At 63.3% G+C, this 15,072-nt stretch carries 15 protein-coding genes; 11 read left to right on the forward strand and 4 right to left on the reverse strand.

What is annotated here, in order from left to right; genetic code table 11:
- Positions 1-491: 491 nt before the first annotated feature.
- From OKA05_RS28505 to OKA05_RS28520, 4 genes are all read left to right on the forward strand, one after another.
- Positions 492-1,178 carry a hypothetical protein gene (locus OKA05_RS28505; RefSeq protein ID WP_264490630.1) on the forward strand — a complete coding sequence of 229 codons (687 nt, stop codon included), beginning with the start codon at positions 492-494 and terminating at the stop codon, positions 1,176-1,178.
- A gap of 398 nt (positions 1,179-1,576) precedes the next feature.
- Entirely contained in the window at positions 1,577-2,089 is a 513-nt protein-coding gene (locus OKA05_RS28510) for a glycine zipper domain-containing protein (RefSeq protein ID WP_264490631.1), read from the forward strand.
- 485 nt (positions 2,090-2,574) lie between these two features.
- The gene (locus OKA05_RS28515) at positions 2,575-2,901 is read left to right on the forward strand and encodes a hypothetical protein (protein WP_264490632.1); all 327 of its coding nucleotides are present in this window, start codon (positions 2,575-2,577) and stop codon (positions 2,899-2,901) included.
- A 451-nt stretch (positions 2,902-3,352) separates the two neighbouring features.
- The gene (locus OKA05_RS28520; RefSeq protein WP_264490633.1) at positions 3,353-3,859 is read left to right on the forward strand and encodes a YciE/YciF ferroxidase family protein; all 507 of its coding nucleotides are present in this window, start codon (positions 3,353-3,355) and stop codon (positions 3,857-3,859) included.
- 321 nt (positions 3,860-4,180) lie between these two features.
- On the opposite strand, the gene OKA05_RS28525 is transcribed toward OKA05_RS28520, so the two are convergent.
- A complete protein-coding gene (locus OKA05_RS28525) occupies positions 4,181-4,393 on the reverse strand; it encodes a hypothetical protein (RefSeq protein ID WP_264490634.1) in 213 nt (70 codons plus the stop codon).
- 225 nt (positions 4,394-4,618) lie between these two features.
- Here OKA05_RS28525 and OKA05_RS28530 point away from each other — a divergent pair, with 225 nt between their 5' ends.
- Both OKA05_RS28530 and OKA05_RS28535 read left to right on the forward strand, forming a co-directional pair.
- Positions 4,619-5,356, forward strand: a complete 738-nt coding sequence (locus OKA05_RS28530) for a hypothetical protein (RefSeq protein WP_264490635.1) — start codon at positions 4,619-4,621, stop codon at positions 5,354-5,356.
- 203 nt (positions 5,357-5,559) lie between these two features.
- A complete protein-coding gene (locus tag OKA05_RS28535) occupies positions 5,560-8,559 on the forward strand; it encodes a YesL family protein (RefSeq protein ID WP_264490636.1) in 3,000 nt (999 codons plus the stop codon).
- Positions 8,560-8,657: 98 nt separating this feature from the next.
- Here OKA05_RS28535 and OKA05_RS28540 read toward each other — a convergent pair whose 3' ends face one another.
- Both OKA05_RS28540 and OKA05_RS28545 read right to left on the reverse strand, forming a co-directional pair.
- Positions 8,658-9,110 carry a hypothetical protein gene (locus OKA05_RS28540; RefSeq protein ID WP_264490637.1) on the reverse strand — a complete coding sequence of 151 codons (453 nt, stop codon included), beginning with the start codon at positions 9,108-9,110 and terminating at the stop codon, positions 8,658-8,660.
- On the reverse strand, positions 9,085-9,672 hold the full coding sequence (locus OKA05_RS28545; protein ID WP_264490638.1) for a MarR family transcriptional regulator: 588 nt from the start codon (positions 9,670-9,672) through the stop codon (positions 9,085-9,087). The genes OKA05_RS28540 and OKA05_RS28545 overlap by 26 nt, the downstream gene beginning before the upstream one ends.
- Before the next feature lie 210 nt (positions 9,673-9,882).
- Between OKA05_RS28545 and OKA05_RS28550 the strand changes: the two genes are divergently transcribed.
- On the forward strand, positions 9,883-10,833 hold the full coding sequence (locus OKA05_RS28550; protein WP_264490639.1) for a DUF488 domain-containing protein: 951 nt from the start codon (positions 9,883-9,885) through the stop codon (positions 10,831-10,833).
- Positions 10,834-10,963: 130 nt separating this feature from the next.
- On the forward strand, positions 10,964-11,785 hold the full coding sequence (locus OKA05_RS28555) for a DUF8758 domain-containing protein (protein ID WP_264490640.1): 822 nt from the start codon (positions 10,964-10,966) through the stop codon (positions 11,783-11,785).
- A 54-nt stretch (positions 11,786-11,839) separates the two neighbouring features.
- On the opposite strand, the gene OKA05_RS28560 is transcribed toward OKA05_RS28555, so the two are convergent.
- Complete coding sequence (locus OKA05_RS28560; RefSeq protein WP_264490641.1) at positions 11,840-12,985, reverse strand: S24 family peptidase; 1,146 nt, start codon at positions 12,983-12,985, stop codon at positions 11,840-11,842.
- 515 nt (positions 12,986-13,500) lie between these two features.
- Here OKA05_RS28560 and OKA05_RS28565 point away from each other — a divergent pair.
- From OKA05_RS28565 to OKA05_RS28575, 3 genes are all read left to right on the forward strand, one after another.
- Entirely contained in the window at positions 13,501-13,917 is a 417-nt protein-coding gene (locus OKA05_RS28565; RefSeq protein WP_264490642.1) for a hypothetical protein, read from the forward strand.
- 203 nt (positions 13,918-14,120) lie between these two features.
- Entirely contained in the window at positions 14,121-14,513 is a 393-nt protein-coding gene (locus OKA05_RS28570; protein ID WP_264490643.1) for a hypothetical protein, read from the forward strand.
- Positions 14,510-14,707 (forward strand): hypothetical protein, encoded by a 198-nt coding sequence (locus tag OKA05_RS28575; protein WP_264490644.1) that lies wholly within the window; start codon positions 14,510-14,512, stop codon positions 14,705-14,707. Before OKA05_RS28570 ends, OKA05_RS28575 begins: the two co-directional genes overlap by 4 nt.
- Positions 14,708-15,072: the final 365 nt, after the last annotated feature.

Raw genomic sequence — 15,072 nt, forward strand, 5'->3', positions numbered from 1 at the left:
GTGATCGGTGATCAGTGAAAGACATCGGGGATGGGGAGGGAACGAACCGCGGAGGCGCGGAGGTCGCAGAGAGAGAGAGCGCGGAGGTCGGGGATGAGTGGGTGATGAACCGCCAAGACGCGAAGGACGCCAAGTTGGAGAAGGGATGTTTCGTCTTGCATGGCGATCTTGGCGGTGAATGATTCTTCGGGATGGCAGGGATGGGGTTTTTTCAAGCCGCGCATGATCCGTGGACGCGGCTGGCATCGAGTCCTTGATTGGATCTTGTGAGATTGTTAGACGCCGCGGTGTGCTTCCGGCGCGGCTGGAATCCCGTCCGGGATTCGTTGAGCGTTCCTTGGGGTCCGGTGGTCTTTGCCGCGGCGCGGCTGCGACCACCGGCTACTGGCTGGGATCCCTCTGGGATCGGGGAGGGGAAGGTCCGCTTGGAGCTTGAGATGAGAGGAGGCCTCTGTTAGGAAATGGCCTCTCCCCTTGGTCTACGTGAAGAAATGAGTGTGGTGCGTCAGATCGTGTTCTGGGTGGCTCTCTTCTTTGCAGGCGTGTGGGTGGTATCCGTGGTGACGTCTCATTCCGCGATGGCGGGAGCCGGGGCAGGGATGGGTCGCTTCTCGTATTGGTTTCGATTCACCCTCGAGCCCTATCCATCCGGTGGCGGCGATGACGAGCTGATGGGGCGGGTGATCATCGAGGGGCGAGCACCCCCGCGATGGATGAAGTTCGGCGGCGTGTCGCCACGATATAGAGAAGTGAGCCTGGAGTGGGCCATGTTTTCAGGTGTGAGGGTCGGCGAGACGGGGGGAACGTGCTCCATCGACTTGACGAAGCACGAGATCGTCTCGGGTGCGGATCGTCTCCCTCTGGATCGTGAGAATCTCGGGCGCTTGTTCGGTTTTGCGGTGGCTCCGGAGGAAAGCATGGGGTTCCTCGATGAATTGCTCGGGCGGCTTGAAGAGTGCCGGTCAGGAACGCTGCCACGCCCGCGGCATCATACCTATCGTTTCGACGAGGGGCCGATCCGCGGCAGGCTTCAACACTTTGCGTCCGGCTTCTCCTTGAGTTATCCGGAGTTGGTGTGGGCTGGCGTTTGGCTTTTCATGGTGCTGGGAGTCACCACTGGAATGGTGTTGAGAAGGCGGCGTTCTTCGCGCAAGCAGTCCGGGTCTCTGACGGGCTGATGGCGGGCTGGGCTTGGTGTCGCGGGAGTGCTGATTTTTAGAGCGGCATCGGGGGACCATTCGGGCCGGTCTGAAGACCGGCGCTCCCGGGGGCTTGGTTGGGCGCTGCTCCCGCTATTTGGGCGGAATCGGGGGATCTCGACTTGGCGGAAAATCCATTTGCGCCTTTGTGGATCGGGGCGACTGGTGATGGAGAGCCGGACGAATCCAAGTCAATCCAGTCGCGTTGCATTGGTGCCTCACGACGATTTGGAAAATCGCCCGGCTCGCTTTTTTGCTCATTCACTTTTTGCCGATCGGGGAGCTGCTGGGCGGCGGTGATCGGGCGGATGAGAGGGTTGGTGCGGAACGCTGGCATCGTTCCTGCGAGGGATGGTGCGAACCTAAATCTTGAGACGATGAAAGCTAAAGAATTTCCGACAGACGAAGAGAAGGATGTGGACGTGTTGACGAACTCGACGCTGGCTCACCCGGCGGGGGTGGGGATGGGCGCGGCGGGAGGTGCGCTGGCGGGTGCTGCGGCGGGATCGATCGCAGGACCGGTGGGCACGGCGATCGGCGCGCTGGTGGGTGCGGTGGCGGGCGGTGCGACGGGCCATGCGGTGGCGGCGACGATCAGCCCGACGGAGGAGGAGCTCTACTGGAGCGAGAATCACCCGAGTCAGACGTATGCGGAGGGCAATGATGATTTCGAGGACTTCCGCCCGGCGTACCGAATGGGGGTGAAGGGCCCGGCGCGGTATCCCGATGGCTTTGAGGCGGCGGAGGCGTCGCTGGAGAGGGATTGGAAGCGGAACCCGGAGGGCTCGACGCTGGAGTGGACGCGGGCGAAGCCGGCCGTGAGGGCGGCGTGGGAGCGGGTGGCGACGAGGGGGCCGCGTCTAACAAGCAGTCAGATTTCGAACCGGTAGTTGCGGCGGAGTTTTGAGGGTCGCGGTCGGATTTGATGAGGGATTTCAACTGCAGATGGACGGCATGGACGCAGATGAAGACCTGATTTGCGACGGCTCGCCGCCGACTCCGCATTCCGCGATCACGGTGGTGGAAGGGGAGAGGCTAGGATGGATGGGATCGATAGGATGGGATTGAATTCGTCTGGGGCTTCCGGAGGATTTCGGTCCTATCCATGCCGTCCATCGGTCTGATCTGCGTGCATCCTGTTCATCTGCGGTTGATTCGTTGCCTTTCTCGGACCGGTCAGCAGGCCTGGCAGGAAGGTTAATTTCGCGCACGGTGGCTTGAAACTTGGCGGTGGGGATGTCATACCGGTGGTTGCCGATGGCGAGCGCCACCGGCAGCGACACGCTGGAAGCGATCGATGCATGAAGGCGCGCCTGTCGTCTTGCCCGGACGTCCTCGGGATCGCAGCCGGACATCTCACCCCCAAGCGCCATCCATGAAAGTCCACACGCACGTCTTCTCGGTAATCATTGCCCTCGGCGCCTTGGGCTGCGACTCGTCGCCGAGCAAGGAGCGGATCGACCAGGCTACGACGGAAGTCCGTGACGCGGCGTTCCATGCCGAGGTGGTTCGCGCGCGGACCGTGGAGGCGGGTGTGCACGAAGAGGACGTGGACTACCATGCGGCGCTGGCCCTGCTCCAGTCTGCGATGCAGGCGGGGCGCAAGGCTCGCGTGCCCTCCGAGGTGCTCAACGCGGCGCGCGACCGTGGCAAGGCGGAGGGAAAGCAGGCGGCTGCGGAGATGGGCAAGGTGGTGAAGTAGGGTGGGACAGACCGGTTCTTCGGCTCGAGATATGATGCGGGAGATTCCATCCATCCTATCCATCCTAGCCCAAATCCTTTGACCGCCAAGATTCCCCGAATCGGCCTTACGTGAGTGCCATTCGTCCCGGCTCCTTAATTTCGGTGGCGCTCGTGCTTAGCTCATCCCGGCTACTGGCTGCTTGCCCTGCGGAGAGGATGGAGCAGCCAGCACTGGCACTCATCGCATTTTGCGAAGGGGTCGTGCAGTCGGCGAGTCGAGGTTGGGAAGCGGAGAGGCGGCGGTCCTTGCAGCGTCGTGGGTGAGGCGTGCGGGGGACGGCGGTACGGGTTTTGCGAAAGAGCTAAGTGGGACGCGGCGATGGGCGGCTGGGCATCGGCCGGCCGTCGAACCGCGAGCCCATGAGCCAACGAACGAACCAACGATTACGAATTCCAAACCGACTACAACCATGTCAAAACTACCGACACTCCAAAGCCTGCTGGTGCAGGAAGTAAAGGACCTCTACAACGCCGAGACCCAACTGGTGAAGGCGCTGCCGAAGATGGCGAAGGCTGCTACGGATGAAGGCCTCCGCGATGGCTTCAAGAAACACCTGGAGGAAACGAAGGGCCATGTGGAACGCCTGGAGAAGGTCGCCGAGATGCTCGGCGTGTCGCCGAAGGGCAAGGTCTGCAAGGCGATGAAGGGCCTGGTGGAAGAAGGCGGCGAAGCGATCGAAGAAGAAGGCGATCCGGCGGTGAAGGATCTCGCGCTGATCGGTGCCGCCCAGCGGGTGGAGCACTACGAGATCGCCGGCTATGGGGCCGCGCGCGCCTTGGCCGAGGCACTATCACTGGAGAACGTGGTGGAGCTTCTGCAAGCGACGCTGGACGAGGAAGGCGCGACCGACCATGCGCTGACCGGGCTGGCGGAGCAGATCATCCCCCAAGCGGCCCGGGAAACCGCGCATGCTTGACCCAAGAGAAAAGCCGGCGGAAGGGGCTTGGCGGTGGCAAATGTGTTGCGCCGCGGGTCTCTTTCGCCGGCGATGCGGCTGGTGGGAGATGGGAGAGCGCTTTGCTTTGGAGCGGGGCCGTCCGAGCTGGTTTCGGGCGAAGAAATGGAACCGCGAAATGACGCGAAAAGAGCGCGAAATTTAAAGGCAGGAGAGGATCTTCGTTCTAACAGATTTAGCGAATTTCAGCGTGGTTTCGCGGTTCAATTCAAACTTCCGGATCGGGCGGAGAGCTGGAGGAGTTTGTGGCGAATCAGCAGCTGCGGGATTTCGAAGACTGCGCTAGCCGTTCGGCTTTTGCCGTTTCGCGCGGACCGCGCAGAGGTAGCCAGCACCCGCGGTGAGCAGGCTCGCGACCCCACAAATCAGGGCGCCATCTCCGAAGGCCTCCGAGGTGGGCGTGACCGTGGAGGTCGCCCCGAGGGACATGCAAAGGAGCGTGGCCACCATGAGCAGCACGGTGGCGATCTCAAACAGCCTTGCGAGGATCCGCATGGAGAGCCGCTTTTAGTGGAGGCAGGTGCGCGATGCAAGGAGCGGCTTCCCGGGGAGGGCTCTTTCCTCGTTTCGTCAGACCACGGACTGGACCGATTTCGCGCCCTTGTAAACGGGCCGTGCTGCGCTATCCCTTCCCGGTCGCGAGGCTGGGTCCCGCCCCGACTGCCCGCCTGTCTGCGCACTCCGATCCCGACCGATTTTTTTCCTGATTTGAAACGCACCGTGAAAGCAATCCGCTCCATCCTGCCGATGTCCGTGTCGAAGACTGTGTCCAAGTCCGTGTCTGTATCCCTCTGTCTCTGTGGGGCGATCTCCGCCACCGGCACCTTGCATGCCCAAGCCCAGGCGCCGACCGAAACGCCGGCACCGGCTCCGGCACCGGCACCGGCCCAAGGCGAAACGAAACCCGCTGCGCCCGCTGATCCAGCGCCGGCACCAACTCCGACTCCAACACCGGCACCCGCCGATCCGGCACCAGCACCGGCAGCCCCGCCTCAGGCGGCGGAGAACCTGGCGATGGCAGCCATCATCAAGAAGCACGCGGAGGAATGCTCGGACGCACAGCTCAAGATGGATTTCGCGAGGACGCTGCCCTTTGTGCCGCCGAAATTGGTGGAGCTGATGGGCGGGAAGGACGCGCTCAAGGGCAGGCTTGCCCAGGCGAATGCCGAGCTGAAGCGGCGCGGCGTGACGATCGACTCCGCCATCGTCGGCGCGGCGCAAGTGCCGCAAAACCACGGCGGCGTGCTGGTCAGCTTGGTCCCGCTGACCACGAGGATGACCACCCCGCAAGGGAAGGTCATCGCCAACTCGCACCTCATCGGCGTCTCCGAGAACAACGGCGCAAGCTGGACCTTCGCCGACACCGCGACGGTCAATGAGGAGAAGCTGGGGACGCTCTACCCGCCGCTGAAGGGGAAGATCACGCTCCCACCGGCGACGGCGGAGATGGCGAAGTGAGGGGGCGCTCCCATCTTCAGGGGATTTTGTTTCATGGTGTCGCTCTGAGTCCGCATCTCCTCCGGAGCTAAGGATGATCACGGACGGCAGGAGATGAAGATACGGCGGAAAAGAGGCCGGAGTCCGCGATCATGGCGTCGTGGATCCCATGATGATGGAATCCCATGATGACAACAACTCTCCCAAGCTGCTAGAGGGTAGGGATGTCCTCCCGTCGTAAGCTCCTCACGTTTCAGGAACTCGTCAAAAGCGAGCATGATCAACTGGAGAGAGCTTCCAAGGCAGAAGCTTCCCTTTCCGGAGCGCCTTATACCCCGCGTCAATTTCAAGGCGAAGTGGAGTTGGATGCGGAGAGCGGGGAGCCGTGGTTGGTGAAGAACCCGACGCCTCGTGTGGGCTTGGCCTTGAGCGGCGGGGGGATCCGGAGCGCGACCTTCGGGCTGGGCTTGTTGCAGTCGCTGTCGCGGCAGCGGGTGCTGGGGCTGGTGGACTACATGGGCACGGTTTCGGGCGGCGGTTATCTGGGCGGCTTCTGGACGGCGTGGAAGCAGCGGACGGGGAACAAGGAGGTGTTCCCGGGGGCGGAGGATGAGCCCGGCAGAGAAACCGGGAAGAGCGGCCGAGCAGGCCCGGGGGAGCGAGCGGAGATCCGTCATCTGCGGGAGTTCAGCCGGTTCCTCGCACCACGGATCGGCCTCAATGAACCGGAGACGTGGAATGCGGTGGCGGCGGTGCTTGGCGGGATGTTCCCCACGCTGCTGGCGACGATGGCGGCGATCGTACTGGCGGTGTATGCTTGGCTGGGACTGGGCTATCTGGCGCTTGGTAATCGGCCGGCGCTGCTAGAGCGGCTGGTGGAGCTAAACTGGTCGATTATATTGGAGCGGCCATATCTTGTTGTCGCAGGCGGGCTGGTCGCTGTCTTCGGAGCATCATTGTTTTTTTCGAAGGTCCGGCAGTTGCTGGGGGCGGAGAGACCACGGAGCGGGAATTGGATAGCCTCCTACGCGGGAGTCTTCGTGGTGGGATTGATGCTGTTAGGCGTTTGCTGGTGGCATGCGCCGATCAGGCTGGAATCTTATATGGCCGTCTTCGGCTTGGCGTCCATCGGCCTCCATGTCTGGTTCGAAAGGCTGGCGTGGAAGGGCAATCGGAGCGAGCGCGGCAGGCACGAGCTGATGTGGCAAGTGGCGTACTGGATCATGGCGCTCGCCACGACGGCGCTGGGGATGTGGGTGGTGGATCTATGCAGTGGCTTGGAGACGGCCAGCAAGCAACCCGAGGAACTTGGCTACGCCTTGGGATTCGCGCCGGCGATCGGGTGGGCAAGTGCGGCACTGGCTGTCGCCGTGGTGTGGATCCTGGTCGAAGGAATCGCATGCCTGGCGGAATGGTTCTTTCGGCTGAAGGATCCTTCATGGGATGCGCAGGGCGAGCTGCGATTGCGGAGAGCTCAATTGCAGGAGAAACTCACCTCTAGTTATCTGAAATGGGCGTGTGTTTTCGCGGCGATCGTCCTGGTGTGGAATCTGGCTTTCTGGACGGAGGGCTTCTTGGCTGGGCAGGCAGGCACCACGATAGGGACGACGAAAGCGATGGGAGTAAGTATCGGGGCAAGCGGCGGCCTGACGGTGATCTTCACCGGCCTGTTTGCATTGGTCCGGAACTGGCTGACGAAGCCCGACAAGAAGTCGGTCGGCGGCAGCGTGTGGGAGATCTTCAAGCGCGCCTTCAAGCAGTGGCTGCCGATGGCGGCGGCGACGGCGGGGGCGCTGTGCTTGATCGTCTTCACCATCCTGCTGATGAAGTACTATGGACTCCAGGCGACACAGCGCGGGAACTTCTTCTGGGCCGCGCTCCTCATTGTGGTCATCGCGGTGAAGTTCTTCGATCCGGCTTATGTTTCACTGCACGGCTTCTACCGTGCGAGGATCGCACGGGCGTATCTGGGGGCGGCATTTGTGAAGGGGAGGGAGTGGGAGCGGTATGTCGAAAGGGAGGGGAAGATCAAGGGAGACATCGAGACTGCGATCAAGAATGCGACAGGCGAAGAGAAGGATCTCCTGACGAAACTGAGGGCGAGGGCGAATGAGGCGCGGCGGAGCAAGCCCTCGTCCCGCGACAATCGCTTCACCAGCGAGCGGCCGGTGGATGACTTGTGTCTCACGAAGCTGGAGCATCCGGACGTGCGGCCGATTCATCTGATCTGTTGTGCGGCGAATCACCTCTCCGGGGACGATCTGCCGAATCTCTATCGCGGTGCGCGCAGTGCGGTGCTGTCCCAGCGTGGCATTACCCTGGGCGATGATACGGTGAAGCCCTCGGACTGGGATCCGCCGCTGATGCTGTCCTCCGCGCAGACGGCATCGGCTGCGGCATTCAATCCGCAGATGGGAGAGAAGTCATTCCTGCTGGGTCGCGGGGGCTCCTTCCTGATGACCGCGCTGAATCTGCGACTGGGTCTGTGGGTGATGAATCCCGTGAGGGTCCGCGCAGATGAGGACAAGTGGATTTTGAAGGGAAGGCTATTGGAGACAGAGGAATCGTTGAGCGGGCTTGAATGTTTCTGGAAGGCTTTGAAGCGCTTGATTAAGCAAAGGCCGGGGCAAGCCTTCTACGCCGAACTGATCCGCTCGTCGAAGTGCCTGCCGGAGGACCGCCACGCGAACCTCCATCTGTCGGATGGCGCGCACTTCGAGAATCTGGGGCTGTATGAGCTGATTCGCCGGCACTGCACCTGCATCATCGTGTCCGATGCGGGACAGGATGAGACGGTGGCCTTCGATGACCTGGGCAATGCGATCCGCCGGGTGCGGGAGGATTTCGGCGTGGAGATCGAGATCTCGCTCGATCCGCTGCGGCCGGATGAGCAGCGCATCTCCGGGCAGCATGCGGTGGTGGGCACCATCTACTACAATGGCCGGGAGGGGAATGACAAGGGGACGCTGATCTACATCAAGCCGTCTCTAACAGGTGATGAGCCGGCGGACATTCAGCAGTACCGCACGCGGAACAAGAAATTCCCGCACGAATCGACGGGCGACCAGTTTTTCTCCGAGGCGCAGTGGGAATCCTACCGGCGCCTGGGCGAGCACACCGGGGACGAGGTGTTCGCCTTTCTCACGGAGCTGACCAAGGAAGAGCGCAAACAGGCGGTGACGGTGTTCGAGAAGGCGAGGGAGAAAACGAGCATGCTAGGATGAGCTCGCCGTTGCTTGGTGGTCTTTGCGGCGGCGAGCATTTTGCGGATGCGTTCCATCGAGCCTAACAGATTCGAGGTGGGGCGAGACGAATCTAACAGTCAGCGTGCGACCAACGATGGATGCTCCGCCTTCAGCCAAGCGATGACGTCGGTGCGGAGCTCGGTGGCGAAGTCGCGGAGTTCGTCGGCTTCGGATTGGCTGACGGTGCCGGCGAGGTCGTACTCGGCGGTGTTGCGCTTGGTGCGGCAGGTGTCGAGGTAGTCGGCATCGGCTCTGCGCTCGGGACCGGGGCCGAGGGTGAAGGGGAGGGCGGTGAGGGTGCGGTAGTGGGCGAGGCTCTTCTCGGGGCGGTAGCCGCTGGCGTAGAGGAGGATGGTGCAGAGCTTGAGCGCGGCATTGTAGGCGATGCCGAATTGCCAGTCGGCGGAGAGGTCGCCGCGGGCGGAGTCCAGCAGGTCGCGATCGGCGATGGCGAGGAGGTCGGCGATCTGTTGGCGGGTGGTGGTGTGGGGCCGGAGCCAGCCGTTAGAGGCCCATTGCTGCAAGCTCATCGGGGTCTCCTTTCAGCAAGAGTTTCGGCTCGCTGGCGACGCGGGTGGCGAAGGCGTCGCGGGCGAGGAGCTTGGTGCGCCACTCGGCGGGGGTGAGGCAGACGGGATTGATCTCGCGGGCGAGGGTGTCGGCGACGCCGCGGAGGGCGGGGCCGATTTTCCGCAGGCCGGCGCTGCCGATGACGAGCACATCGACATCGCTCGCGCCACGGGCGGTGCCGGCGGCGGTGGAGCCGAAGATGAGGGCGAGCGCGATGCCATCGACGGGGGCGAGGGCGCGGCGGAGTTCGGAGGCGATGCCGGCGGTCTTCACGACCAGGCCGTGGAGCTCGGGGTAGAGCGGGTGGGCGGTATTCGCGCGGAAGTAGCGGCGGTTCCCATCGCGCCGGGCGGTGATGAGTTCCTTCCGCTCCAGGGCATCGAGCTCCTTTTGCAGGGCCGCCGGGCTCAGGCCCGCAAGCCGGGCGAGATCGCGCAGGTGGAGCGTCTGATCCGGGGCCTCGAAGAGCAGTCGCAGGACCTCCGCCCGGGTCCGGGGAAATAGATCGGTGAGGGAAAGCATCGCGCGGGAAGGGTGGGCGGGTGTCCACCTGAGGTTGACGGTTGTTCACGTCAGGTGAACGAATGTCTGCCTGAGGTGAACATAATGCGGGGCTGGGGGCAAGGATTGTTCGCGGGAGGGCTTAAGTCGGAGCGGGTGAACTGCTCGCAGCAACAGGCATTCGGTCTTCGATCTCCTTCCGAGCGGAGGGTAGCAGGCTTCCGGGACTGTTTGTCGTTCTTTTCTGGCTTTTCCGGCTTGGGAGTCGTGGGCCGGATGGCCTACCTTGAGGCCGTGCTTTTCCAGCGTCAGAAAGTCTTGCTCGGCCTGCTCTCCGCCCTCGGCGGCGAGGCGACGGCGATCGATTTCCAAAAGCTGCTGTTCCTTTTCTGTCGTGAGGAGGAAGAAGAGCCGAGCTACGAATTCGTACCACACCGCTACGGTTGCTACTCATTCACCTCCGTCGCCGACCGGCGGAAGCTGCAAGAGAAGGGTTGGCTGGAAGCTTGTGAGAAGACTTGGCGGTTGGCGAAGCCGGTGAGCGGCTTGCCTCACGAGCTGAACCTGCGGCTGCATCGCTTTGCGAAACGGAACACCGGGCTGCGAGGCGATGACTTGGTACGGGACACTTACAACCGCTACCCGCAGACCGCGTGGCGGAGCGAGATCAAGGAGCGGGTGTTAGGCAGCCAACCGGACGCGCTACGTGCCATTGATGACCGACGGCCATCCCCGGGCGTAGCCGGGCTGGGGACGATCGGCTACGAGGGTAAGTCGCTCGAAGCTTACCTGAATGCCTTGCTGAATGACGGGGTGACGATCCTGTGCGACGTGCGGCGAAATCCACTCAGCCGGAAGTATGGCTTCTCAAAAACGTCCCTGCGCACGGCAGTGGAAGCGCTCGGCCTGCGTTATGAGCATCTGCCGGAGCTGGGAATTGCTTCCGGGGAGCGGCAGGAACTGAAGACGCAGGCGGACTATGACGCGCTCTTCGACCGCTACGAGGCCCGGGAGCTGCCGAAGCAGGGTAACGCGGTGTCAGAGATTGCCGGCTGGATTCGCCAGGGCGAGCGGGTGGCGCTGACCTGCTACGAACTCCATCCGCAGCAGTGCCACCGGCATTGCGTGGCAGAAGCGGTCGAGCGAGAGCTGGGGCCGGCGTTTTCGGCGAGGCATCTTTGACAAGGGAGGCGACTTTCTTGCACCTGGCAACCGCCGCCTCGCGCAAGACGAGTGCCGTGATCTCGCAAATCAGGCTGGCAGGAGAGCGAACGAGTGTTTAGGAAACTCATGTTCTAACACTCCCCCCAGGATGGCCCGAGAGCGAATTCTCATCACCGTGAAGACGTATCCGACACTGTCTCGGAAGTATGGCGAGACGGTGTGCACTGCGGGAGTGCGAGAGGACGGCACTTGGGTAAGGATCTATCCGGTGCCCTTCCGTCGTTTGGAAGAGGCGGAGCAGTACAAGAAATACGATTGGATCGAGTGCGACCTGATCCCGAGTCGCAAGGACATCCGGCCCGAGACCCACCATCCCGCGGACGTGAAGTCGCTGGTGCCTGCCGGACACATGGATACAAGCGACAAGTGGCGGGAGCGTCGGCGACTGCTGCTTGGGAAATGCCATGTCTTTCGCAACCTCGCGGAGGTCATCGCCGCGGCGAAAGCGAATAATATGTCCCTGTCTCTATTCAAGCCTGCCCGGGTGGTGGATTTCGTGTGGGAAGCAGAAGAGCGGGAGTGGGATCCTGGGAAGGTGGAGGAAATGAGACAGCTCGCCTCACAAGGCGAGCTTTTCGAGGAAGAGCAATGGCGGCGGAATTTCAGAGTCATTCCCAATCTCCCCTACAGCTTCAGCTACCGCTTCGAGGACGAGACCGGGAAACCGAGTGAACTCCAAGTACTGGATTGGGAAGTGGGGGCTCTATTTTGGAAGTGTCTAGGGAGAGCAGATGGGGATGAGGCAGTGGCCTTGGAGAAAGTGAAGCAGAAGTATTTCAACGACTTTCTTGCCACAGATCTGCACTTCTATTTGGGGACGACCCAGCAGTGGCATGCGGTGGCTCCAAATCCCTGGGTCATCATCGGAGTATTGCCGATTCCACATGAGATCCAGCCGCAGCTTTTCTGAAGTGGTCGCCCAAACCCGGGCCACGGAAAGGCCCATTGGGCTGAATCTTCCCCATCACCCCACCTCCACCAGCACGGCGTCGATCTTGCCGCCTTCGAGGGTTTGGACCTCGGGGAAGGCGGTGTTGAGGGAGCGGAGGACCGGGATGTTGCCCATGGCGTCGGCTTCGGTGTCTTCGCCGGGGCGGGCCTTGCGGTAGCCGAATTCCTTCAGGCTGGAGCCGGTGCCGTCCGAGTAAACGACGATGGTGCCCTTGCGCGGGATGCCCCTTTCCGTGGGCCAGCGCTTCACGATGATCTGCGCGCCGTCGGGGATCTTCGGCTCCATCGAGCGGCCGAAGACTTGCAGCGCGTAGTGATCGTCCGGCCATGACTTCCTCGTGGCCACCGGTTCCTCGATCACGTGGCTGCTGATCGGCGCGCCGGCGGCGACCCCGCCGCGGAGATCGATCCAGTGGATGGTGCCGCCGCTGCGGTCGGGGTCGTGGTGGCTGCTGCCGCCGCCGCCTCCGCCGCCACCGACGAGGGTGCCGCTGCTGTCTTCGCTGGCCTTCCCGCCGCCGCCGACTGCGCCGGCTCCGCTGAAGAGCGCGGGGGCTGGGGTGGTGGACTTCGTGTTGATGTTATAAGGTGCCGCGTCTTCCGCGACCGAAGCGGTGGTCGCCGTGGCTGCCGTAGCCACCGCGGGGAAGGGGATCACGCCGCTGCGACCGCGACCGCGGCCACCGCCACTGCTGCTGCCGCCGGAGCGGGCGGCGATCCCGGGGGTGCCGGCTTGGCCGCCGGTGAATGTGCCGCCGTGGCGCGGGTCGCCGGGCAGCTCGCCGGTCTTCCGGAAATCCTCCGCGGCGCGTTCGAGCGTCTCGCTGATCCACTCGCGGATCGTCAGGCCGGCGGCATTTGCGGCGCGGTTCCACGTGTCGAATTCCTCCTCGCTCGGCCGCATGATGAAGGTCTCCAGCCGCAGGTCTTCCAGGGCGGGGAGGGGCGCGGCGGATGGTGCGGCGGCGGCCTCGCGGGGGTCTGCCCAGGATTCCATAAAGGCCTGCACGTGAGGGACTCGCCGGGCCGGGACGCCGGCCGACCGCCAATTGTGGATGGTCTGTTCGCTGACCTGGAGCGGGCCGGTGACGTCCTCCGCCCGCAGCCGGTTCCGGTCCATCCACTCCTTGAAGAAATTCGGGTCGTCGTTGCTGCTCACGGCCAAGAAGTTACCGATTCGGGAAAAGTTCTCAAACAAAATCGTTGCCGATTTCCCCTTTCGGTAATAAAATTCCGTCGTCAGTAACAACCAGTCCCCGATGCAAGCGACGCTCGAATCCCAACCCGCCCGATACAGCGAGGAGGTTCTGCGGCTCCTGCTGGCGGCGGCGGAGCGGTGGCAGTGCACGCCTGGCGAGGCTGAGACGCGCATCCTGGAGGAGCGGGCCCGCACGGCGGGATTCGTGAGTCCGGGGGCGGATCGGCAATCGCCATCGCAGTCCCAATCGAAAGCGAAAGCGGATCCGGCACCCGAGCCGGATTCGCACCCGAAGCACCCGCCCCCGTCTCCGCCGCCGCCACCCGAACCGCCGAAGCCCTAGCCGCTGTGCCAAGTCCCCACCCCAGCCAGGACAAGCCCAACCAACTCCCAACCAGCCAGCCGACTCCCAACCAGCCACCAGCCCTCCCTGCTCCCTTTCTCAGACCTTAGACCTCCGACTTCTAACTTCAGCCATGAATCCCGACTCTCTCATCGCCGCGACCGATTCCATGGATGGTCAGGCCCGCGCCGCCGCCACCCGGGACGCCGCGAATGCATGGCTCCACGCCGCGCGGATCGTGCGGCTCTTCCGGTCCGCGCCGCGGGTGCTGCGCCAGCTCCGTCAACATGCCGGCTTCACCGCCTCCATGGAAAAGGCTGCGGCGTATCGCGGGGCGATGGAGGTGCTCGCGCGGCATGTGGATGAAGCAATCACCACGCCCGCGCCAAGAGTCCGCCCACTGGGAACGCGGAATTCATTCCGCCTGGCTTGCCCTCCGAAGCCTTGGCGAAGGAGGGACGGCCGGGTCGCTGGACCTGTCGGGCGGGATCAATCCCGCGTTCCCAGTAGCCGATCGCGCCGGTCGGCCAGCGAGCTCCTGCCCATCTAACATCTCGCACACACACGCACACACCTTTCGCGCCCGGCCGGCGCCCACGCTTCCAGGGGGAGGAAAGCGGAGTGGAATCGGTTGCTGCCGGCCGGGCCGAATCCTTTCCCGAATTCCTTATCTAACATGAACACCGGCCCATCACGAAATCACCGCCGCCCGCTCCTAACACCTGCCATGGACCCGCCATGTCCCTCTTCCCCATGAATATGACTACACCCGTGCTCGATGTGTCCGGCCTTGCCCGGCTGATGCGCGAGAAATCCGCCACCGCCTACGATGTCGCCGGCCGCGGCCGCGAAGTCCCGGATGCCGTGCTGCTCGGCAAGCTGACCGTCCTCGACCAGCTCGCCGAGCGCATGTGGCTCTGGAATGAGATGCGCCCCGCCGAAGCCATCGAACTCCGCGCCGCCTCCAATGAACTCGGCCGCGCCTTCGGCTATCTGAAGGAACGCATCGCCCGACTCGCCACCGTGCCCGCCGCGCCGAAGCCCGGCGGGATTGCAAACGAAAGCGCAGGTGCAGTCGCAGCCACAGGCACGGTCGCAAGCACCACTCACCCCAATCCCAATCCCCACACCGATCCCGAGCCATGACGATGCGCGAATACTGGCAGGACGGCTATCGTGCCGGGCTCGCTGCCTGGCGTCCCGATGGTCGCCACGAAATCCCGCCCGGCCACCCCGGCGGCGGCTCCCGCGCCGGCGAGGCATGGTTCCGCGGGTGTGTGGAGGGATTGAAGGATGCGGAGAAGAATGCGGTGCCGGGTGGGGTGGTGACAGTGAGGTGAAGAGTCGCGTCGGGTGAGGCGGGGAAAGTGCCGGGTGATCGGTAATCGGTGATCAGTGAAAGGCAAAAGGAAGCAAGCCAAGGACGACTACCATGAACGTAGTATTTCACACTCCAGGACTCCTTCTTCGTAGCGGGACGACTGCGTCGTTCCGGCTGGGGACGGGCCGCACCGGCGAGTCGATTGCTATCCGCCCGTTTTCGTCCGCACCCCGCCGGAAGGACGAAGTCCTTCCGCTACGAGAGGAAAGGCAACGAAGGCGAAGCGCGTCACGAAAGGATGGAGATACCATGAACGACGTACTTCAACGGGCGAGGCGTCCTTGCCAGCCCTGCATGCCCCGTCCCAACGGGACGATTCATAAA

This window comes from Luteolibacter arcticus, assembly GCF_025950235.1.
In the GTDB taxonomy this organism is placed as follows: domain Bacteria; phylum Verrucomicrobiota; class Verrucomicrobiia; order Verrucomicrobiales; family Akkermansiaceae; genus Haloferula; species Haloferula arctica.